Consider the following 22,666-nt stretch of genomic DNA (forward strand, 5'->3'; position numbering starts at 1 on the left):
CTCACTCTTCAAACTGCTCGATGTTTTCCTGCACCAAGGGCTCAAGCGCTTTGATAGCGTCAAGATAGTGCCCATGCAGCACCTCAATTTCTCGCGCCGCATCATCGATGTCACCCTGCTTCCACTCCGCCTCTAGTTTGCGGCCATAAACCGCCAACGATTTAGCACCCAAATTAAGACTCATTGAGGCAATGGCATGCGCTGCCGAGGCCAGTGCGGTCGCGTCACCCACACTGCCACGCAATTCGTCAATTTTAAGCAACGTGTCTTTCCTGAAGTTCTCAAATACCGCTGCCAACAGACTATTACCGCTACGTACCTCTACACTGCGAATATTGTCAATTGCCTTTATATCCAGAATATCGGTAACGGCTTCAGGTACAGGAACCGCTGTGACTACAGCCTCGGCTTCAACCTCGCCGTCCGTCTCGAAGTAATGTGCAAACACACCGTTCAATTCTGCCGTTGAGTAAGGCTTGAATAAGATCCGATCCATACCGGCTCCATAACAGCGGTCCTTCTCGACCTCTGTTTTCCCCGCAGTAACCGCCACCACAGGAATGCGCTCGTTGCTCTCCTTTTGTGCCTCAGAACGACGGATATGGCGGGTTGCTTCAAAGCCATCCATCACCGGCATCTGGCAATCCATTAAGATGATGTCGTATGCGGTGTGCTGATACATCTCCAATGCCACATCGCCGTTGTTCGCGATATCAACCTGACAACCAAACGACTCCAGCATGGCGCGAGCGATCTCCTGATTGGCGACCATATCCTCTACCAAAAGCACGCGCTGGGTGAACCGCATGACCGGCGCTTCCATAGCTATTGTAGTTGCTGTCTTACCAGGTGATAACGCAGCCAGAATGTCATTTACCAGCGAGACCGAACGAAGCGGCTTGGTAGTATGTGGCATCGCCACTAGCTCCTCTGGTATTCCGCTCATGTCCAGCGGCACAACTAGCAGTAGAGTCGTCATGGCATCATCGGCAAGACTCTGCACCCTGGCGACTGCAGCCGGTGCACGCAACGCCCCAACATCAACCAGCACCAAGCGTTTATCACTGGCGTGTATCGAAAGTTCATCAACCACTTTGCATTGACGCACGCGCATGGGCAAAACATGCAACTGACTGCTAAACATCGCCCTAGTTTCAGCACTCTCAGCTACCACCTCTGCGAAATACCCTTCAAACGTATCTGTGGAAATTTTGTCTGTATAAATCGGCGATTCATTCATAGATAGCTCTACCGACATTCTTGTCCCTATGCCGACTTTAGAATCCACCTTCAATTCACCGCCCATCAAACCGATCAACTGACGCGCAATACTTAGACCCAACCCGGTACCGCCATACTGGCGTGTCGTAGATGAGTCTGCCTGAGCAAAGGCGTCAAATATTCTTTCAATAGTGGCAGCATCCATTCCAATACCGGTATCCTCCACAGAAAACCGTAGCAACAAATTCTTATCATTACGCTGCAACTCATCAACCACAACCGTGACCGACCCTTGACTGGTAAACTTGATCGCATTACTTAGTAAGTTCTGCATTACCTGACGCAGCCGCACCGGATCGCCGTACATCTGACGATCCAATTTGGCGTTGAAAATTAGATTGAGCTCAACATTTTTTACCTGCGCCATCTCACCATAGAGGTAGCAAAGATCCTCAGAAACCTGACGCAAGTTAAAGGTCGTCTCTTCAAGCTCCAATTTACCCGCTTCGATCTTCGAGAAATCTAAAATATTGTCGATTAAACCTAGCAGCTCTGTAGCGGACCCGTGTGCCGATTTAGCAAACTCTGTCTGTCGCTCCGACATACCCGAATGCAAAAGCAAATCCGTCATACCCAGAACACCGTGCATAGGTGTTCTGATCTCGTGGCTCAAAGCAGCTAAAAATTCACTCTTCGCCTGATTTGCCTCTACCGCGTCTTGCCGCGCCATACCGATCTGATTAACCGCGCCCTGCAACTGCTCATTCGCACGCTTTAGATCCTGTGTACGTGAGAGAACGTCGGATTCCAGCTTAGCCTGATACTGGAGTTGATCGGCTTCCCTTTCCTTGGCACGTCGGAACCAGTTAAGCACTAATAGCAACAGGACCGAGAAGTAGAAAATGAATGCCCAGATAGACGTATACCAAGGTGGCTTCACTACAATGCGCAAAGACACCCCATCTTCATTCCACATACCGTCGGCATTGCTACCAGCCACGCGGAAAACATATTCTCCTGTCGGCAGGTTGGTGAAATCCACTGTATTCTTGTTCCCCAGATCCACCCAAGACTTATTCAACCCGACCATCTGATAGCGATATCGATTCTTGCTGGGTTCGTTAAAATCTAAAGAAGCAAACTCAAAGCTCACCATGTAGTCGGTGTGCTCCAGCATCAGCTCTTCAAGCTCATCATAGGGCACATCAAACCATTCTTGTTCGTTGCCTAGTGCGACTCGAGTAAGCGCCACTGGAGGGCTCACACGATTATCTTTGACATCCTCTGGCAGAAAAGCGTTAAAGCCCTTGGAACCACCAAAGTACATGCGACCGTTTGCATCTTTGAATGAAGCACCTAGATTAAAATCATTGCTTTGCAGACCGTCTCTTACTGTGTAGTGCTTTACGTCATTGGTCAAAAAATCTAGCCGCGTGATCCCGCCCGTGGTCGACAACCAAATATTCCCCTGATCGTCCCCCTGAATCGCATATACGGTGCCGCTGGGCAGCTCAATGTTTTGCTGGAAATGGTGGAAGTTACTTATCGAGCGTTTTCGATCAAACGGCTCCCACATATTCAGACCGCCACCTGCGGTGCCAACCCATAACCTAGAATCGTCATCCTCATAGACCGAATATACTATGTCATTCGATAGGGATTTATAGTCTGCCTTATTGTGGCCGAAACTGTCGAAAGAACCCACATCGTAGTCGTATCGGTTAAGCCCTCTGTCAGTACCAATCCAGACATCCCCGCTTCGCTCTTGATAGAGCGTATAAACTGTATCATTGCTTAAACTGGAAGGATCATCTGAATCGTGACGCAACCTCCTAAAGTGCTCCGCGCCTGGAGCGAGCACATTAATCCCACCACCAAAAGTGCCCACCCAGAGATTACCGTACTTATCTTTTAGTAAGGACGTAATTGCATTAGAACTTATGCTGTCTTTATCGTTTGGATCGAAGCGATATCTTTCGATTTTTCCTGTACGAGGGTCAAGTTTATCCAAGCCGTCTGCATAGGTGCCGACCCAAATGAAACCGTCTGTTGCTAGAAGGCTAGTAATCGGTGGATTACTACCTTCAAAGTACTGTAGTTCCCCAAAATTTCTCGTCGAGAAACGAGCATTCGGAGCAAATCGATGCAGACCCCCAGCAGTACCCACCCAAGTAGCCCCATCATCCGATTGGGTAATACTTAAGACCGTGTCCTCTATTAGACCAAGTTCGGAGTTAACCAGAAAAAAGTTTGACTCAAAACCAGTATCAAGCCCAGAGAATGTTCCAATCCAGTATCTACCGGTGCGATCTTGGTATATCGATAGAACACGGTTCTGACTGAGCTCCGAGTTTTTAGGGGTAAACATTTCAATGCTTTGAATATCAGGATGGAATATGCCGACGCCATTATTTGTTGCCAAAAATATTCTGTCCTGGGCATCTTCGTAAATCCTGTGCACCTTGAGAGACTCTTTTTCCTTATCCGGATCTAACTCAATAGCGGAGGGGTTCAGCACATTCCGAACTGGTCGCAATACCTCGTCATCTCTGAAAATCCGGTACAAACCTCCATCAAATGTAGATATCCAGAGATAGTCGCTTCTGTCACGATGAACATCGGAGATCATATTTGATGAAAGCGTGTATTTTGCGCCAGACTTAGCTGCCACTAATTCTATAGAATCTCTATCAGTATCAAGCTTTAGGAGGCCATTACCCCGCGTGGCTATCCACACGATTCCGTCCTTGTCCTGCTCAATGTCGATAATTGGCGCATCGCCAAGGATCGGCCATTTCTCAGAGGTATAATGCCGAAACAACCTAGTTGCTGGATCGAAGGCACTAAACCCGCCATCTCTATAGCCTATCCAAATTTTGTCATTTAGCCCCTTATTGATTGTCCAAATACGATCAGACAAAGGAGATCGAGCTATTTGACGGCTTTTTTGGATACTCTCAAAGGTATCTGTCTCAGCAATATACCGATTCAACCCACCTCCATAGGTCGCGATCCAAAGATCGCCATTACTACCTTCGAGCATTCCCCTGGTATAGTTTTCGCTTAAGGTATTTGGGTTATTGGCCTCAGATCGATAAATTTTTATCGCGCGACCATCGTAACGATTAAGTCCTTCCTGAGTAAGAATCCATAGATATCCTCTATTGTCTTGATGAATCTGTCGGACTGTCTGTTGACTGAGGTCGTTGGTCAAACCAGACGGCGAGAAGACGTAGGGGATATCATTTGCGACTACAAATTCCGCGACACCCAGGTGCAAAATAATTAGAGCCAGAACGGCTAATTTCGATTTCATACCTGCATTATATACGCAGGCATGAATGAGAAAAGATTATTAGTACACAGAAAACGGCTCTAACATCCACCTGAAGTAGCGTAATCAACAGGTGGACACTAGCGGTTATAGTGAATTCTTAAGAGGAGACTGCGCTTGACTACATAAATGCCGAGAAAACAAAGTTCGAAACACTGCTTTTCTAGGAATTGGTGTCCGCGCCGGCATTCCAGTAATTACCGGCATTCCAGTAATTGCCCGCGTTCCAATAGTTACCGGCATTCCAGTAGTTACCGGCGTTCCAGTAATTGCCCGCGTTCCAGTAGTTACCGGCATTCCAGTAGTTACCGGCATTCCAGTAGTTACCGGCATTCCAGTAGTTACCCGCGTTCCAGTAGTTACCGGCATTCCAGTAGTTACCGGCATTCCAGTAGTTACCCGCGTTCCAGTAGTTGCCAGCGTTCCAGTAGTTGCCGGCATTCCAGTAGTTACCGGCATTCCAGTAGTTACCGGCATTCCAGTAGTTACCGGCATTCCAGTAGTTACCGGCATTCCAGTAGTTGCCGGCATTCCAGTAGTTACCGGCATTCCAGTAGTTACCCGCGTTCCAGTAGTTACCGGCATTCCAGTAGTTACCGGCATTCCAGTAGTTACCCGCGTTCCAGTAGTTACCGGCGTTCCAGTAATTGCCCGCGTTCCAATAGTTACCGGCATTCCAGTAGTTACCGGCGTTCCAGTAGTTACCGGCGTTCCAGTAATTGCCCGCGTTCCAATAGTTACCGGCATTCCAGTAGTTACCGGCATTCCAGTAGTTACCGGCATTCCAGTAGTTACCCGCGTTCCAGTAGTTACCCGCGTTCCAATAATTGCCCGCGTTCCAATAGTTACCGGCATTCCAGTAGTTACCGGCGTTCCAGTAATTGCCCGCGTTCCAATAGTTACCGGCATTCCAGTAGTTACCGGCATTCCAGTAATTGCCCGCGTTCCAATAGTTACCGGCATTCCAATAGTTACCGGCATTCCAGTAGTTACCGGCATTCCAATAGTTGCCGGCATTCCAGTAATTGCCCGCGTTCCAATAGTTACCGGCATTCCAGTAGTTACCCGCGTTCCAGTAATTGCCCGCGTTCCAATAGTTACCGGCATTCCAGTAGTTACCGGCATTCCAGTAGTTACCCGCGTTCCAGTAATTGCCCGCGTTCCAGTAGTTGCCGGCATTCCAGTAGTTACCGGCAGTACTATATCCAGCATTGTCCAGTAAATAATTCGAACCAGCTACAGCTGTGGCTACACTCGCGACTTCGGCAAATTCGGTTGGGTAGCTCCAGTTCACATTTTCAACTGCAGCGTATTCTCCGTTCCACACTGCGCGATCGCCCATTGAGAAGGCACCATCGATTGACGAAGAAATTGGTCCATTGAAATGAGCCTTCCCGCTTAAATCAGCAACGATATCTAATCCACTATCGGCGCAAAGGCTATCAACGGCGTGTGCTGCATCAAAAGCATCAATATAGCCAAACCCCTGCTGTAAAACGCTATATGCAAGACTACCATCACCTTGGGTAGCCGCATTTGCTGTGCTTGTCAGCCGGCACTTCACCTGATCCGGAGTTAAACTGGGGTCATTTTGTATCATTAATGCCGCTACACCACTCACTAGTGCCGCAGCTTGAGATGAACCAGACATAACAAAACGGCCGCCATCAAGGACCGCCTCCGGCCGCTCATTGACCAATACTGAATCACTATCTGCGAAACCGATCATATGACCGCCTGGAGCCACAACTTCTGGCTTCATAAAACCATCGCGAGTAGGTCCTACGCTAGAAAATCCAACCAATGTATCGTCGGTCTTATCATTAGGCGTGTAGTTGTCAGTAACTGCCCCTACGGTAAGTACATACGGGATATTGCCTGGGGCGGTAATGGAAAGTGGATCAGGCCCTGCATTGCCAGCCGACGCTACAACCATGATACCTTGCCGCCAAGCCTCCATAACCAATCGGTTAACAGGATCTTCCCAGTAAGCGCCTCTTGCTTTGGAGCCAAAGCTCAAATTTAGTACCCGAATATCGTACTTCTCTCGATTTTCTAAAACGAACTCAAGGGCTCGAAGCACATCTAGGTAGGAACCCTGCCCTTCTCCGTCAAAGGCTTTGACCACGATGATATTCGCATCAGGCGCTATCCCTTGATAGCTGAATCCATCAGACAACGACGAATCAGCCTTCTCACTGCTTGCCAAGATGGACGTGATATGAGTCCCGTGCCCTTTAGTATCGATTAACTCCCCGCCTACTATATTGTTAACGGCGTCGTAGGTAGCGATTATGCGATTCTTTCCAACACTGTCCAATTTTAAGGCGTCAAAGCTATTTGACAATCCGCTATCGATTACCGCTACCGTAACTCCACTACCGGTAATCCCCATTTGGTGTAGCTTATCGGCACGAACTATTCCCGGGAAATATGAATCTGACTCATAATCCTCATATCCGGCTACTAGCCCCACACTGCAGTTTCCGGCGTACTCGATCTCGATATCGAATTGACTTTGGCGAATGTCTTTTTGGCTTTGAGGAGTGTTTGAGAAAGACATTTCCAAAAGTACAGATGCATCCGAATCCAGTTCCGCAACCTGGCCAAGACTTTCGAGCTGCAGTTCGAGCGTACCTGTCGCAACTTCGGTAGTTAGTAACTTACCGCCGAGTCGAATAGCCTCTAAGGAGCCCAATTCAGAAGGCCAACTCAGTGATAGTGAGTCCAAGGTCGCAGTATCGCTATTTGTCTGCTGACTGATCTTCCAAGAGACCTGGCCATCATCGGATAACTGAAGCAGATGTCCGCCGCCAACAGTACACTGCTCTGACGAAGAATTTAACGCAACAGAGGAATCATCAAGTATCCGGCGAACGTGCTCACTGCGACTTATCAAACGCAGTTGCTCCGGTGAGACATCGACTCCTATTGCTTGCAAAGTGTCCAGCTTGTGACTGACGGTTCCGCCCACACCCTCTACAACTGCTACCAGTGCAGGAATATTATCGCCCTGAATAAGGAGGCTTCGAACTTCACCTTTATCCGGATTAGAAGACTGCAATTCGTAGGGCCCAAATGCCACCAAGGCTACTACCGCAGCTATCGCGCCCATCCGAGTAATACCATTTTGTGTCAGTACTTTCATTTCACTCTATCCACTGTTGTCCGCTAGTTTTGCCGTTACAAATTGCGGTTTACTAGGAACCTGTCGTGCACTTTTCAGCCACGACTAACCAACGCCCTTGCACAAGGCGCACTTCAAGCCTCGATTATTGAGGGGTGGCGTTGATAGTCATATGACCCGAATGGGTCACTAAACGAGTTAATGCTCTTCTTCAGGCCCACGTAATGGTTTCTGGCGCATCACAAGGTCTTTGCTAGACTGACTAATAGGGTATGGAGCTAACCTGGATTGGGGCGAAGATGGGGAACTACCGCTTAATAATAGGCCTGATATTAGTGCTGATGACGCCAAGCCTACTATTGGCATCGCAAGACCCCGTTTCACGCCACAACTTCAAGATCACAAGATCGGCAATATCCGAGGACCTGACGCAGCAGACCGTCAGACAAACATTTCAGGACGAAACCGGGCTTATCTGGATTCTCACTCAGGAGGGACTGCATAGGTTCGACGGCTATGAGTTGCGCACTTATCAAGCCAGCGAAGAAAATGTAGGCAGTATCAGCCATAACAACGTCAGACAAATGGTTCAGGACACCAGCGGTAAGCTATGGATAGCAACCACAGGGGGCGGCTTAAACTATTATGACCCTGGAGCACGGGGTTTTAAGACGCTGGTAAGCGGTGGTGAAACGAACTCCTTACTTTCTAACAATATCAGCACCCTAATAAGCGACGAAATCGGGATGTTATGGTTAGGATATCTCGATGGAAGGCTATCGATGTTTGACCCTCACACTCAGGATTTCGTGCATCGAACAGTTTTTAACCGATTGGCGACAAAAAATGGCGCTATAACAGCGATAGCCGCACCTAATCCTCTCCAGCTGTGGGTTGGCACAACTAAAGAAGGCTTGCTGCTCTATCAAAGGCATACTGGAGCAATTTCTAGCAGCTCGGGAATTGCCGGGACAATCAACGACATTGTCAGAAGTCAGATAACCACTCTTCACATCGCACCAGATCAGACATTGTGGATAGGGACTTCGGCAGACGGCCTGTTCGCTGTAAACCTGGAGAGCGGCGAGCTGAAAAATTATCGCCCTTTATCTGGCGACAATTCTTCCATTTTAAGCAAAGCAGTAAACACGATATATGAAGACCATGAGAATCGTATTTGGATAGGCACAGATGCGGGCCTTAGCCTATTTAACGCTGAGGGAACTTTCACCAATTTCAACAGCAAAAACTCAAATCTAGAAGAAGATTTCATTATGAACATTCTTCAGGATCAAGAGGGTAACTTCTGGATCGGCACGCACTATGGCCTCTACGCTGGGTTTCATTCAAGATTTGAGATCTTTAACGCGCACCACGGTTTGGAGAGTGAATCGATTACTTCATTTGCAGAAACTGCTGGCAATACGCTTTGGGTTGGTACTTACGACACTCTGTACTTCCAAAATCGCGGTAAATCTACTTTTGAAGAGGCTGAAGACCGGTTCTTTACGAGTGAAAAATCGCCTCCCAGAATAATGAGCCTAGAGGCGAATGGGGACAATTTGTGGATAGGCACTAGAACAAATGGCGTTGCCCAACTAGATCTCAAAGAAAAAAATATCAAACATTTTAGGCAAGACTCCAGCCCCTCGCGTAAGATCGGCGCAAACGCTATTGTTGACATTTTTCTTGACGACCGAAACGTGCTCTGGGTCTCGACCTTCGGCGGAGGGGTGACCAGCATTGGGCCTAATGATCAAAACTCTCTAACTCTCTCGTACTCTGATACGGATTCCGACACCATAAGTTCCAATGTTGTATATAAAACCTTGGAACTATCGGAGAAGTGGCTCCTTTTTACGACAACCAAAGGAATCAGCCTCTTGAATAGAGATACCCTCAAAGTCAGGAGAATGCTTACATACAGTCCTAAGGCAGCGAAAGATCAGCCTCATATAATAATTGATGCAATTCAAGATGACAGCGGCAGAGTTTGGCTGAGCCTTCAAAATAGCGGGCTACTATTAATCGGGGAACCTGATCCAAATCTAAAGGTATGGAACGTGGAGTCCGTCGAAACCTATCCAAAATTGCCAAAGACCACAATATATTCAATGCAGAAAGACGAGGAGGGCATGCTATGGCTGTCCGCAGCAAGTGGCCTTGCCCGCCTCAATCCCAACGATCTCACCCTCAAAACCTTCGACTACAGCGACGGACTGCAGGATAACGAATTCAATTTCGGTGCCTCATTCAAGGATAGCAAGGGACGGCTCTATTTTGGTGGTAACCGAGGTTTCAACAGATTTGACCCAGCCAGAGTGGTCGAGGAACGCCCCCCTCCACGCTTTGTTCTCACCAATATCGACATAGCAGGCAAAGAGTTACCCGTTGATGTGGCCTACGCCAATATTAATCGTCTCGATATCGGTCACGAAGACTACTACATCAACTTTGAGTTCAGCGCATTGGATTACACCGAGCCACATAAGAACCGCTATCGCTACAAACTCGAGAACTTTGATCGTGACTGGATCGATCTTGGTGCCAGGCACAATGCCAGCTTCACCAACTTACCTTCCGGCCACTACCGTCTACATTTGAAAGGTGCCAATTCGGACGGAGTTTGGAATGAAGACGGTAAAGCTTTAGCACTGCGAATATTTCCAGCACCCTGGCTCACATGGTGGGCCTTCTCAATCTACTTCGGCTTTCTTTTCTGGCTGATTTGGTTCTCGCTGCGCTACTACGACACCTATATGTTAAAAGAACGCGCTAACGAACTGGCTGACGTTATGCACGGCACTGCCGAACAAGCGATGGATGACCTGGAAGACCAACTCGATATCCAGCAATTGCTAATAGAAAACGTTCGAGATCATACAGAGCAAGTCATGAACGTGGTGTCAGATTTGCTCGATAAGCAGGCAGAGGTTATTGATGATCCAACGCTACTTGAGCTGTTCAAGGACAACATAGAACGCTTCGCAGCCTTAAAGTACCTGGATCATCATATTTACTATCTCGCCGACCGACTTGAAGTGAACTTCCATGACTTGGTTGAACAGCTTATCGCCGCTCGCTTTACGAGCTTATATGTTAATGAGGCCAGCGTTGCGGTGAGCAACAGCACCTCGACCGCAGGACTGCCAGCTGCCATTGCTGTGCCCTGCGCGATTATCGTTAACGAGTTGCTAAGCAATAGCTACAAACATGCTTTCCAGGACGGACTGGGAATACATTACGTCAACATTGTGATGGAAGAAAATGTCGACCTTAAGGGCTGGCGACTGGAAGTATCTGATAGTGGCTCAGGGCTCCCCGGCAACGTCGACCCAGCCCAGCCCACCACGTTTGGGCTCGAGGTTGTTCGTCAATTTACCCTGGCGATCAACGCTGCAATGACCATCGATCGCACCAACGGCACCCAATTTGTCTTTGAAATACCGCGGCCGGCAATTGACCCAAAAACCATGCTGGTACCGCGCTGAAGCTCGATGGCAGAAACCGCATTGAGCGTGCTAGTCTTCTAAGCTATGAAACCTTCACATCTACTCATAAGATACATACTTGCCAGCTTGCTGCTGACGTTACCCCTATCTGTTCAAGCGCTGAACGTTGCCGTGGGAGACAAGGCGCCGGCGGTTGAGCTACCCAACCTGCCAGCGGACGGCGCCACCACTAGCCTCTCCAGCCTGCGCGGCAAGGTGGTTTACCTTGATTTTTGGGCTTCATGGTGCGGCCCATGCCGCCTGTCTCTGCCCATGATGAATACGGTGCGCAACGAGCTCAAAGACCGTGGTTTCGAGGTACTGGCAATCAACGTTGATGCCTTCGAGGAGGATGCATTGGAGTTCCTGAAAGAACTGCCGGTAGACTATCCAGTACTTTCGGACGTTGATAGCACCAGCCCATCCACCTACGGAGTACTGGGCATGCCTACCGCCTTCCTAATTGACCGGGATGGCGTCATCGTTGCTATTCATGAGGGTTTTCGCAGAGGCGACGCTGAGAAAATACGCGATCAAGTCGAGGCCATGCTGGACCAGTAAGCGCTTAGACTGATATTCAATGTCAGCGTTATGGTCCTGCGCCAGCTGACGTTCACTTAACGGCCCTTAAACTCCGGCTCGCGCCGCTCTCGCTGCGCTGCAAAACCTTCTTGCAAGTCTTCAGAGTCGGTACAGGTCTGAGCCATCGCTTGGGCCTGATTCAGATCAATAGCACCCGCGGCTGCCTGCTGCAGAATTGCCTTCATCGCTTGCACGGCCAACGGCGCCAGTCCGGCCATGGATTGCGCCATATCACTGACCTTTGCCTCTAACTCAGAGGCCGGTACCAAGTGGTCTAGAAAACCAATATGTAACATCGCCTCGGCATCAAATTCTTCAGCACCAACCAATATCCGCTTGGCGATATTCACGCCCAAACGTTCTACAAACCGGTTGATACCTCCAATCGGGTAACACAATCCAATTCTGGCTGCGGGCACACGCAACCGCGTACCCTGCACTCCCACCCGAAAATCGCAGCTCAACGCCAACTCGGTACCGCCACCGTAAACACTGCCGTTAAGAGCACACACTGTAGGTATTGGCACGGCTGCCAGACAGTCAGTAGTTTGCTGAAACAGGTCACCGCTTATCTGCCCCGCGCCCAACTGATTAAGCGCTGCACCGGCGCAGAAAGTCTTGCTGCCACTACCGGTGACAATTAGCACCCGCAATTGCGGGTCTGCCACCACGCTCTCAATATGTTGCTGCAACGCCATTAACTCGACTTCGCCCAGCGAATTGTGCCGGCTCGGGTTATTCAATACCAAGCGGGCGATGGGGCCATCTTTTTCAAACAATACTGTCTCAGTCATGGGCAGGCATTCTATACTCATAGCATCATGCACAGCAAAACTCCCCGGGAGAATTCACATGCCTAAACGCTGCCAGTGGTGCGGTGATGATGACCTGTACCAGCGCTATCACGATGAAGAATGGGGCGTTCCCTGCCGCAATGACGCAGAGTTATTCGAGTTCTTGATACTTGAGGGGGCACAGGCGGGGCTGGCCTGGATTACCGTGCTACGCAAGCGCGAGGGCTATAGAGCGTTGTTCGACGGCTTCGATGTCAACAAGGTTGCCCGCTACACCGATGCCCAGCTGGACAGACTCCTGCAAAACCCGGCCATAATTCGCAATCGGCTCAAGGTCTACAGCGCGCGCCAGAATGCCCGCGCCTTCCTAAAACTACAAAATGAATTTGGCAGCTTTAGTGATTATATCTGGGCCTACGTGGACCATAAGCCGTTACAGAACCGCTTTACCAGCATGGCTGATATGCCGGCAAGTACCGAGCTGTCAGATCGCATCAGTAAGGATCTGAAGAAGCGCGGCTTCAATTTTGTGGGCTCGACTATTATGTATGCCTATCTGCAGGCCTGTGGACTAGTGAATGATCACACGATCGAATGCTATCGCCACAGGGCCTGTAAAAAGCTGGCTCAGTGACCGCAAACCACGCTATTATTGCCCTTTCAAAAAACATACTCTAAAGTAAAATTCTAGAATCTTAAGTATTGACGCCTTTCCGGGGCGCGCAGGGGCCATGACCGACAGCAAGGACAGTACAGGCAAAACTGGCGGTTCTCCGTTTAACCGCACCGCGCAGCACGACGCCAAGCGCTCGGCTATCCTGTCGCAAGCGGCGCGGTTGTTCAATGGCCGCGGCTCTCGCTCCACTACCTTGTTAGATATTGCTCAGAGTCTGGGGTTAACCAAGACCAGCCTCTACTATTACGTTAAAACCAAAGAAGAACTCATCTATCAGTGCTATGTCGCCGCCCTGGACCACCTGAACGCCGGGCTCGACGCTATAGAGTCCAAACAGAGTTCCGGACTAGACCGGGTCACCGCTGTATTGCACGCGCACTTTATAGATTGGCGGGAGGCGCAATTGGGCCACCGCAATCACACGGCAGCCCTGCTGGAGATCGCCTCACTAGGCGACGTCCACCGCGCTGACGTGGAGCAGCGTTATACCGCTATGTTCCTGCGCATTCGCCAGTACATAAGAGACGGTATCGCTGAAGGCAGCATCCGCGACTGCGAAAGCACTGCCACCACGCTGGGATTGATTGGCTCCATGCAATGGTCATTCAACTGGCTGCGCACCGTGCCCATTGAACAGATCGACGACATTGCCAGAGCCGCCTGTGACCTGGTCACGAACGGCCTCAGCAGCGGTGAGCAGGCCTACCGCTTTCGGGACTTTAGTTTTCCCAAACTGGCGGCCGAAAATCCACAGGGCTTTAATCGGGAGGAGCAGAATCGTTTGAAGCAGGAGGCCTTTCACAAGACCGGCACCTGGTTCTTTAACAAGAAGGGCTTTGCCGGAACGTCGCTAGATGAGATTGCCGAAACCCTACACGTCACTAAAGGCGCCTTCTACTATCACATCAAGAGTAAGGAAGACCTGCTCTATAGCTGTTACCAGCGTTCTCTGGCCATTTCTGAGACGCTGCGCCGCGACGCCGATAATCTAAACCGGGGTATCGAGCGACTCGACTATGTCTGTCGTGGCACGTTTACTATCCAAAACTCCGACGATGGCCCGATGATTCGCTACAACACCATCACCGCACTACCTATCGAACGCCGCAAGAAAATCCTGGCGCTTACCGATAAGGGTAATGACGAGTTTGGCGGCTTCATGCGTGATGGGATTACCGATGGAAGCGTACGCTCCATCAACGTAGAGGTGGCCCAGCAGCTTATTTCAGGAGCCATAAACGCCAGCATGGACCTACCTACATGGCGCAATATAGAAGACGTGAATCAAGCATCCATTGATTTTTACGACTGCCTTTTCAGCGGCCTCAAGCCCCGCTAAGCCAGGCCCCCCAAGGCCTACCTAATTACACCCGGAGTTTGACGTGACCACTGATCTGGACAAGCTGCTGAGCAATCTGCAGATAGAGCAAATCGACAAGTACCTTTTTATCGGGCAAAGCCCGCGCTATCCGGCACGGGTGTTTGGCGGCCAGGTACTGGCGCAAGCTCTGAATGCTGCACTGCGTACCGTTGATGCCGAACGCATCGCTCACTCTATGCACGCTTACTTTCTGCGTCCGGGAAATCCCAAAAAGCAGATTGTGTACGAGGTGGACCCAATTCGCGACGGACGTGGCTTTACCACACGCCGCGTAGTTGCCAAGCAGGACGGCCGCGCCATTTTTAACACCTCTATTTCTTTTCAGGTGCCGGAGAGCGGTCCCGAACATCAGTTTGAGGCGCCCGACTACCCCGCACCGGAATCCCTGGAAAGCGACCTGAATTTCTGGACAAGGATGTCAGAGGAACACCCGGACCGCTTTGATCCTCTGCCGGCCTACCCCATTGAGCGTAACCCTGTGGTACGGCCAGACTACCTCTCGCCAGAACAAGACATAGGGCCACCGCATACTGCCTGCTGGCTGCGCGCCAACGGCACCATGGGCGATGACCTGATTCAGCACCAGACCGCACTGACCTATATGTCAGATATGACGCTGATGGGATCAGCTATGCGCCCACATCCCATCAACAACCGTAGCAAGAATATGATGTTCGCCAGTCTCGACCATGCGCTCTGGTTTCATCGCCCACTGCGCGCGGATGAGTGGCTCATCTATGTCCACGACAGCCCGGCGGCAGCCGGAGCCAGAGGCTTCACTCGTGGCACGTTCTATACCCGTGAGGGCGAACTGGTAGCCTCGGTCGCGCAGGAAGCGCTGATGCGTATCTAGTTAACGTGCGTCTGGTGCTGGCGCCCTACTTCCACCAGATTGAGCGCCATATCGTCTTTGTGCAACCGCGTAATAGAACAGTTGTCGGGTACACAACAGACTGTGGCATCGACGTTCGTCAGCCGACTGACTACAGCGTTGATCACCATAAAGTGGGTAAAAATAACGGTGGATGTCTCTAACTCAAACAACGAGTCCCAGAGTGCTTCGCGCCAGTCACGTATGACCTCCGACTGCTCCTGCCACGACTGCTTCATCATTTGCGACAACCAACCCTGACGATCATCACAATCTAACGGTGACGGGATTTCTCGATATAGGTCCACGATTTCTACCCCAGCGCCCAGTGCGTTGGCCAGCGGCATTGCAGTCTCTTTGGCTCGCAACAGCGGACTGCTAATCAAATGCAGCGCGCCGTATTCGGTCAACGCCTGCGACGCGGCAGCCGCCTGCTCGTGCCCCAGCGGACTCAAGCCCGGGTCAGGAGACTCGCCCCACTTCGCAGCCGCCTCACCATGTCGTACCAAAAATATCTCTGTCATTTCTCTATCCTTGCAGCCTCTGTTGCAACATAACTTGCCGCGGAAAACGCAGCTTGCGCCGATAGGGGAAAAAATCCTCCACCTGGCCATCGCGAATTTCACTCTGCAGACCCTGCCAAAAACTGGCTTTGTACAGATCGCTGTGTAGTTGATCAAACACTTTTCGAGCACGGCTATTGCCGCTGAAAAATAGCCGAAATTCCTCCGGAAAAATATCCTCCGGCGCCACGCTATACCAGGGGCTGCTAGCCATTTCTTCTTCCTCACAGCGCGGCTCGGGTATTGTGCGAAAGTTACAATCGGTCAGCGGGCAAATTTCATCGTAGTCATAGAACACCACCCTGCCGTGCCTGGTGACACCAAAATTCTTCAGCAGCATATCGCCAGGGAAAATATTCGCCGTCGCCAGTTCGCGGATCGCGTTGCCATATTCGTCCATCACCGAGTGAATCTGCTCATCGGTGGCGCTGCGCAAATACAAATTAAGCGGCGTCATCCGCCGTTCCACGTACACGTGACGAATCACCAGGGCCTTGCCGTTTTCCTCTATCTGTGACGGTGCAACCTTGTGTAGCTCTTCCATCAACTCGTCGGAAAAGCGATTACGGTCAAACGCCAGATTGGTAAACTCCTGAGTATCAGCCATGCGTCCCGCTCGGTCAGAACGCTTTACCAGCCGGTACTTATCCATAACCTGAGCCCGGGTCATATCCTTGGGCGGGGTAAAGCGATCCTTGATAATCTTGAATACAAAGTCGTAACTGGGCAAGGTGAAAACGCTCATCACCATGCCCTTAATACCCGGCGCCAGAATAAACTCATCACGCGTGCCTTCCATATGACGTACTGCACAACGGTAGAAATAGGTCTTGCCGTGTTTGTAATAACCCAAGGCGCTGTAGATTTCTGATATGGCTTTGGCCGGCATTAGACTTTGCAAAAACATCACATACTGTGACGGCACTTCGGCATCGACCATAAAGTAGGTGCGGGTAAAACTGAATATGACACTAACTCGGTCAGCTCCAAACAGTATTGTGTCCACGTAGACACTGCCCTGCTCCGTGTGCAACAGCGGCAGCACAAAGGGCATGGTCTTATTACCCGACACCAGCTTGCCGACAATATAGGCACCCTTGTTGCGAAAAAATAAGGAGTCCAGCACCTGAGCTGTGGTATTTTCCAGTTCGCCACCAAATCGGGGCAAAAGAAAATCACGCACCACACTGGCAATATTGGCAATGTCCCGGTGCTTATCTTCGTAGGGAATATTCAGCGCATAATCGTCCAACATCTGCTCAAGGAATACTTCCAGACCTACTTCCAACTGATAGCTGCGCCACAGTCGTCCGCTACTCACCGAAGGCATGTCGCCGTGAGGCGAAAACACAAACGCGTACTCGTCACGAATCTTACGGTGGCTGAAGGCACTGCAGTAAATGCTGTTGAAGAAGGTTTCCGCTATCTCGTAGTTATTATGGCCTTTGATCAGCACGGCGTAATGCTCACGCACCGCTGACCAAAAATCCAGATCGCGCAACTGATCACCGGCAATGAGTTCTACAAACTCAGAGACCTTGTTAATTTTCTCTTTATACAGATCAATGCGCTCGCGAGACGCAGCATGAATGCCAGCCCAATCCGCGTTTTCGAAGCGCGGCCGAGCGGCCAACGTGATGTTCTGAAAGTCGGCGAAGTAGGACTCAAACCCGTGCAATATGGTTTGAGCAAAACGCATGGAGGTGTCCATCTATAAATTATAACCGGCCAAAGGCCGATAGGCCCCCCGCTTACTGTGACGGAGTGCCCATAGTTCGACGTAATTTACGCATTCCGCCAATCCAGCGGCCGTAATCTCTCGCCTTGTGCTGGCGGTATGACTCCACCTGCTCGTGAGGCAAAATCATAAACAGACCGTCCTTTAGACCCTGCACGACAGACTCAGCAACCTGCTCAGGGGTTAACACTCCATCCACGGCAGCACTGCCACCATCACCGTCACCAATTTGCTTGATCATGCGGGTGTCGACTGCCTGCGGACACAACATCGACACGCCAATACCTTCATCACCGTGGGTAATAGCCAGTGACTCGGCAAAACCAACCGCCGCGTGCTTGGTGGTGGAATAAGGCGCATCACCTATCTGATTAAGTAATCCCGCCGCTGATACCGTATTGAGGAAGTAACCCTCTCCACGCTTAATCATGCCTGGCAGACAGGCGCGGGCGGCATATACATGGGCCATTACATGAATATCCCACATGGCTGCCCACACGGCATTGTCGGCGCCGGTCGCCATCCAGCTGGGACCGTCGCCAGCAATGATACCGGCATTACTACAGAACAAGTCGATGCGACCGTACTCTGCCTCTAGCTCGGCCACCATCGCCTGAATCTGGCTTTCATCACGCACATTCACGCCGAAAGCACGCCCGCCAATGGCTTCAGCCACGACGCGCGCATTTTCTTCTTCAAGGTCAGCTACTACAACCAGCTCTGCGCCGTCGGCAGCAAAGCGCTCTGCAAGCGCCTTGCCAATGCCGTTAGCAGCACCGGTAACAACAACGATTTTACCGGCGACGTCCATCAAAGCAGCTCGTTAGCCAGGAATTCCATGACCTTGGGGTCGTTAACACCCAACAGCATGCTACCCACATGACCTGCAGCACCGGCTGTCTTCCAGCGATCCAGGCGCTCACGAATACGGCCTTCAGAACCTACCAATGCCACTTCGTCAATCAGTTCACGAGGCACTGCGGCTTCGGCTTCAGCCTTCTTACCGGTCAAATACAGCTCCTGAATGTTCTCGGCGGCGTCACCGTAACCCAGGCGAGTCGCGTAGTCGTTATAGAAGTTCTTACCCTTGGCACCCATGCCGCCAATATACAGCGCCAGCATCGGAGCAGCAGCAGCGTAAGCCGCTTCCAGGTCATCGTTCATCACCACGCTCACAAACGGCGCAATATCAAAGTCCTTAAGACTCTTGCCGTTGCCAGCTTTGGCGAAGCCTTTTTCCAGATCAGCCTCGAACAGGCTGTATTTATCGGGGTCCATCCACACGGGGAATACGCCGTCTGCAACTTCAGCAGCGCAGCTGAGGCCGGCAGGTGTAATAGATGCGGTGTAGAAGGGAATGTCCTCATTGCCGTCAAGAATCGACTTCAGCGGCTTACCCAGACCGGTAGCGGCTTCGCTCTTGTTGGGCAGTTGGTATTCAACACCATCGAATTCAACCGGGCCTTTGCGGGCCATGATCGCGCGCATAATTTTGATGTACTCACGGGTGCGGGTAATAGGCTTGCCATAAGGTACGCCGTGCCAGCCCTCTACAACCTGTGGACCGGAAGCTCCCAAACCCACAATAAAGCGGTTGTTAGACAGCTGAGCCAGCGTCATAGAGGTCATGGCACACATCGCAGGCGTACGCGCCGGCATTTGCATAATCGCAGTACCTACACGAATCTTGTCGGTTTGCGACAGAATCCAGGTTGCCGGTGTTACGGCATCAGAACCATAGGCTTCTGCGGTCCAGACTGAGTCATAGCCCATGCTTTCGGCCAGTTTGACCGTGTCCATAGGAATGCGAATTTGTTTACCCGAATAGCCCAGCAAAATACCTAGTTTCATGCGTCTGTCTCCCTCTACGGCTTGGCCGCTATTTATATGAAATTCGTGTTGGAATATGCGGGTCGACCTCTGTTAGGTCGACCCGAAATCTCTGTTCTAATTATATGTCAATTCGTTGAAGCGAGCCTGATGAAAAGCGCCATCGCCAAACAGCGTGTTTATGGTCATCAGGCGCTTCACGTAATGCCCAACATCCAGCTCATCGGTCAAACCCATGCCACCGTGAATCTGAATGGCTTCGTCACCTACTTGCTTGCCATATCTGGCCACCAGCACTTTCAGTGCGTGCAGGTTGCGGCTGGCATCATCTGCCTCAGCCTCCAAACTGCAGACCGTACGATACAGCATAGACTTGGTTTGTTCATAGGCCATAAAGGTGTCTACCATGCGATGCTGCAGCGCCTGAAAGGAACCAATAGCCACTCCGAACTGCTGTCGGGTCTTGGCATACTCTACTGTGGTGGCGTTGAGTGTTTCCATGATGCCTAGCGCTTCAGCACACAATGCCAGAGTGACATCGTCAACCACGGCCTGCATAGCAGGCAGAGCTTCTCCAGCCGCCCCCAAAAGTGCGTCAGCGCCGACGGTCACGCCATCAAACTCAATATTGGCGACCAATTGCCCGTCCATCAGACGGTAGCCAGTGCGTGTCACGCCGCCCGCGGCTGCGTCCACCAGAAACAGACTAATGCCGTCACTGTCGTACTGCTCGCCAGAGGTGCGAGCCGCCACAATCAAGGTCTGCGCCGCCATACCATTGAACACCAAGGCTTTGCTACCCGTTAGGGTATAGCCATCGCCGGCGCTTTCCGCACGGGTGGTGACGTCTGCCAGGTCATAGCGCGACTGGCGCTCCAGGTAGGCAAAAGCGCCCTGCGTCTCTCCAGCAATAACGTCTGGCAGCAGCGCCTCGCGCTGATCGGCACTACCCGCTTTTTCAATCAGCCCGCCGAACAACAGCACAGTCCCAACAAAGGGCTCGGCCACCAGGCCCTTACCCATCTGCTCCATAACTACCATGGTATCTACAGCGTTGCCGCCAAAACCGCCTACGGATTCACTAAAAGGTACTGACAACCAGCCCAGTTCAGCAAAAGTATTCCAGTTGCTGGCGCTATAACCAAGTTCGCTGGCGACTACCTCATTGCGCGTGGCAAAGTCATAGTTATCCATTACAAAACGGGACACGCTGTCCCTGAGCATATTCTGCTCTTCAGAAAAATCAAAATTCATAGTTTTTACCTACCCCAATCCCAGTACAGCTTTGGAAATGATATTTTTTTGGACCTCGTTAGAACCGCCATAAATGGTGGTTGCACGACCGTACATATAGGCTCTGCGCGCGTCACTGCCAAATTCATGGCCGCTAATATCGCCACCGCTTTCATCGCTCAGCACGCCGCCAAAGGTACCTGCAACCTGCATCCGCAGTTCCTGCACGGCCTGCTGAATCTCCGTACCCTTAATCTTCAATAATGATGATTCAGGACCCGGAGCTCCGCCGGAAGATAATGCCGCAAGCACTCTCAACTCAGTAAACTCCAGCGCCATCAGGTCTATTTCAATATCAGATACCTGCTTTTGAAACGCCGGGTCGTTGATCAGCGAACGTCCAGAGCCACCTTCGGTGCGAGCAAGCTCAATGACCTGTGCCAAATTTTTCTTGGAATCAGCAACACCGGCAATCGATGTACGCTCGTGTGCTAACAGCGCCTTGGCATACGTCCAGCCCTTGTCCTGTTCACCAATACGATTAGCGACCGGTACCCGCACATCATTGAATTCCACTTCATTCAAACTGTGGTGGCCGTCAATGGTGACAATAGGATTGACCTTGATTCCCGGCGTGTTCATATCGATCAGTAAAAAACTGATGCCCTGCTGCTTCTTACCCTCATTGTTGGTACGTACCAGGCAAAAAATCCAGTCAGCATACTGCGCGTAGCTAGTCCATATCTTGGCGCCATTGACCACGTATTCATCGCCATCGAGCTCAGCTTTGGTTTTCAAAGAGGCAAGGTCAGAACCGGCACCTGGTTCAGAGTAGCCCTGACACCACCAGTCGTCGCTGTTAAGAATACCCGGCAGAAAACGCTGCTTCTGCTCATCGTTACCAAACGCGTAGATGACCGGGCCAACCATCTTCAATCCAAACGGCACCACATCAGGCGCCCCAGCGCTGGAGCGCTCGGTGGAGAAAATGAATTTCTGGGTGTCAGTCCAACCGGTACCGCCATACTCTTGCGGCCAGCCAGTCGCGACCCAACCTTTGTCAAACAGCAGCTTTTGCCATTCGATCTGGGTTTGCTTATAAGTGTCCAGATTAGCGAGTTTTGCCTGTAACTCGGCCGTGTAGTTGTCTTTGTAAAACTGCCGTACCTCGGCCTGAAAGACCAAGTCTTCCGCTGAAAATTGCGTATCCATAATTACCTCCAATTGCGGCGTTTGAACTTACAGTATGTTTACTTAGCTTTCAAGTAGGCGCCGTCTTAGAGAATACGCTATCTTGTATCTATCGGACCTGTGGGAGTAGGTGTTTTGTCCAACTTGGTAATCCGCGAAGCCTGCGTGGCAGATAGTGCCTTGATTCTGCACTATGTGAGAGAACTCGCCGTTTATGAGAAGGCCGAGCATGAGGTCGAGGCCAACGAAGCCAGCGTACAAGAGAGCATTTTTGGCGCTGACTCGCAGGTCAAAGCGCTCATTTGCGAACTCGACGGTGAGCCCATCGGTTTTGCCGTCTACTTCTACAATTACTCCACCTGGTTGGCCAAACCGGGATTGTTTCTAGAAGACCTTTATATAACACTCGAGCATCGCGGCAGCGGCGGCGGCAAAGCGCTGCTGCGGCGTCTGGCGAGCATCGCAGTAGACAAAAACTGCGGTCGTTTTGAGTGGAATGTACTAAAGTGGAACCAACCTTCGATAGAGTTTTACGAAGCATTGGGCGCCCGCCCCCAGAGTGAATGGGTAGGCTATCGCATGACCGGCGCAGCCTTGAAGGCATTGGCGACATAAATCGGCAGGAGCTATACCC

The 22,666-nt window shown here is 51.0% G+C and carries 15 protein-coding genes; 6 read left to right on the forward strand and 9 right to left on the reverse strand.

What is annotated here, in order from left to right; all coding sequences use genetic code 11:
- Position 1: 1 nt before the first annotated feature.
- Positions 2 to 4,537, reverse strand: coding sequence for a hybrid sensor histidine kinase/response regulator (locus tag EYC98_RS20600; RefSeq protein WP_279247295.1), 4,536 nt, complete (start codon positions 4,535 to 4,537; stop codon positions 2 to 4).
- A 181-nt stretch (positions 4,538 to 4,718) separates the two neighbouring features.
- Positions 4,719 to 7,703 (reverse strand): S8 family serine peptidase, encoded by a 2,985-nt coding sequence (locus tag EYC98_RS20605; RefSeq protein WP_279247296.1) that lies wholly within the window; start codon positions 7,701 to 7,703, stop codon positions 4,719 to 4,721.
- Between the two features lie 251 nt (positions 7,704 to 7,954).
- Here EYC98_RS20605 and EYC98_RS20610 point away from each other — a divergent pair, with 251 nt between their 5' ends.
- Together EYC98_RS20610 and EYC98_RS20615 are read left to right on the forward strand one after the other, a co-directional pair.
- Complete coding sequence (locus EYC98_RS20610; protein ID WP_279247297.1) at positions 7,955 to 11,173, forward strand: ligand-binding sensor domain-containing protein; 3,219 nt, start codon at positions 7,955 to 7,957, stop codon at positions 11,171 to 11,173.
- Between the two features lie 45 nt (positions 11,174 to 11,218).
- The gene (locus tag EYC98_RS20615) at positions 11,219 to 11,734 is read left to right on the forward strand and encodes a TlpA family protein disulfide reductase (RefSeq protein ID WP_279247298.1); all 516 of its coding nucleotides are present in this window, start codon (positions 11,219 to 11,221) and stop codon (positions 11,732 to 11,734) included.
- Positions 11,735 to 11,790: 56 nt separating this feature from the next.
- Here EYC98_RS20615 and EYC98_RS20620 read toward each other — a convergent pair whose 3' ends face one another.
- Positions 11,791 to 12,549, reverse strand: coding sequence for an enoyl-CoA hydratase/isomerase family protein (locus tag EYC98_RS20620; RefSeq protein WP_279247299.1), 759 nt, complete (start codon positions 12,547 to 12,549; stop codon positions 11,791 to 11,793).
- 58 nt (positions 12,550 to 12,607) lie between these two features.
- Between EYC98_RS20620 and EYC98_RS20625 the strand changes: the two genes are divergently transcribed.
- From EYC98_RS20625 to EYC98_RS20635, 3 genes are all read left to right on the forward strand, one after another.
- Complete coding sequence (locus EYC98_RS20625; protein WP_279247300.1) at positions 12,608 to 13,183, forward strand: DNA-3-methyladenine glycosylase I; 576 nt, start codon at positions 12,608 to 12,610, stop codon at positions 13,181 to 13,183.
- Positions 13,184 to 13,280: 97 nt separating this feature from the next.
- Positions 13,281 to 14,564: a TetR/AcrR family transcriptional regulator gene (locus EYC98_RS20630; RefSeq protein ID WP_279247301.1), complete on the forward strand. Its 1,284-nt coding sequence runs from the start codon at positions 13,281 to 13,283 to the stop codon at positions 14,562 to 14,564.
- A gap of 43 nt (positions 14,565 to 14,607) precedes the next feature.
- Complete coding sequence (locus tag EYC98_RS20635) at positions 14,608 to 15,459, forward strand: acyl-CoA thioesterase (RefSeq protein ID WP_279247302.1); 852 nt, start codon at positions 14,608 to 14,610, stop codon at positions 15,457 to 15,459.
- Here the strand turns inward: EYC98_RS20635 and EYC98_RS20640 are convergent.
- The 6 genes from EYC98_RS20640 to EYC98_RS20665 all read right to left on the reverse strand — a co-directional run bounded on the left by EYC98_RS20640 (position 15,456) and on the right by EYC98_RS20665 (position 22,053).
- Positions 15,456 to 16,001: a histidine phosphatase family protein gene (locus EYC98_RS20640; RefSeq protein ID WP_279247303.1), complete on the reverse strand. Its 546-nt coding sequence runs from the start codon at positions 15,999 to 16,001 to the stop codon at positions 15,456 to 15,458. The genes EYC98_RS20635 and EYC98_RS20640 overlap by 4 nt on opposite strands.
- A 4-nt stretch (positions 16,002 to 16,005) precedes the next feature.
- Complete coding sequence (gene aceK, locus EYC98_RS20645; protein ID WP_279247304.1) at positions 16,006 to 17,751, reverse strand: bifunctional isocitrate dehydrogenase kinase/phosphatase; 1,746 nt, start codon at positions 17,749 to 17,751, stop codon at positions 16,006 to 16,008.
- Positions 17,752 to 17,791: 40 nt separating this feature from the next.
- A complete protein-coding gene (locus tag EYC98_RS20650) occupies positions 17,792 to 18,589 on the reverse strand; it encodes an SDR family oxidoreductase (RefSeq protein WP_279247305.1) in 798 nt (265 codons plus the stop codon).
- On the reverse strand, positions 18,589 to 19,629 hold the full coding sequence (locus EYC98_RS20655) for an LLM class F420-dependent oxidoreductase (protein WP_279247306.1): 1,041 nt from the start codon (positions 19,627 to 19,629) through the stop codon (positions 18,589 to 18,591). Before EYC98_RS20655 ends, EYC98_RS20650 begins: the two co-directional genes overlap by 1 nt.
- A gap of 96 nt (positions 19,630 to 19,725) precedes the next feature.
- Complete coding sequence (locus EYC98_RS20660; protein WP_279247307.1) at positions 19,726 to 20,862, reverse strand: acyl-CoA dehydrogenase family protein; 1,137 nt, start codon at positions 20,860 to 20,862, stop codon at positions 19,726 to 19,728.
- A gap of 9 nt (positions 20,863 to 20,871) precedes the next feature.
- Positions 20,872 to 22,053, reverse strand: a complete 1,182-nt coding sequence (locus EYC98_RS20665; protein WP_279247308.1) for an acyl-CoA dehydrogenase family protein — start codon at positions 22,051 to 22,053, stop codon at positions 20,872 to 20,874.
- A 114-nt stretch (positions 22,054 to 22,167) separates the two neighbouring features.
- On the opposite strand from EYC98_RS20665, the gene EYC98_RS20670 reads away from it, so the two are divergent.
- The gene (locus EYC98_RS20670; RefSeq protein ID WP_279247309.1) at positions 22,168 to 22,647 is read left to right on the forward strand and encodes a GNAT family N-acetyltransferase; all 480 of its coding nucleotides are present in this window, start codon (positions 22,168 to 22,170) and stop codon (positions 22,645 to 22,647) included.
- The last annotated feature ends 19 nt before the right edge of the window (positions 22,648 to 22,666 follow it).

It is taken from the genome of Candidatus Litorirhabdus singularis (genome assembly GCF_026262625.1).
In the GTDB taxonomy this organism is placed as follows: domain Bacteria; phylum Pseudomonadota; class Gammaproteobacteria; order Pseudomonadales; family Halieaceae; genus Litorirhabdus; species Litorirhabdus singularis.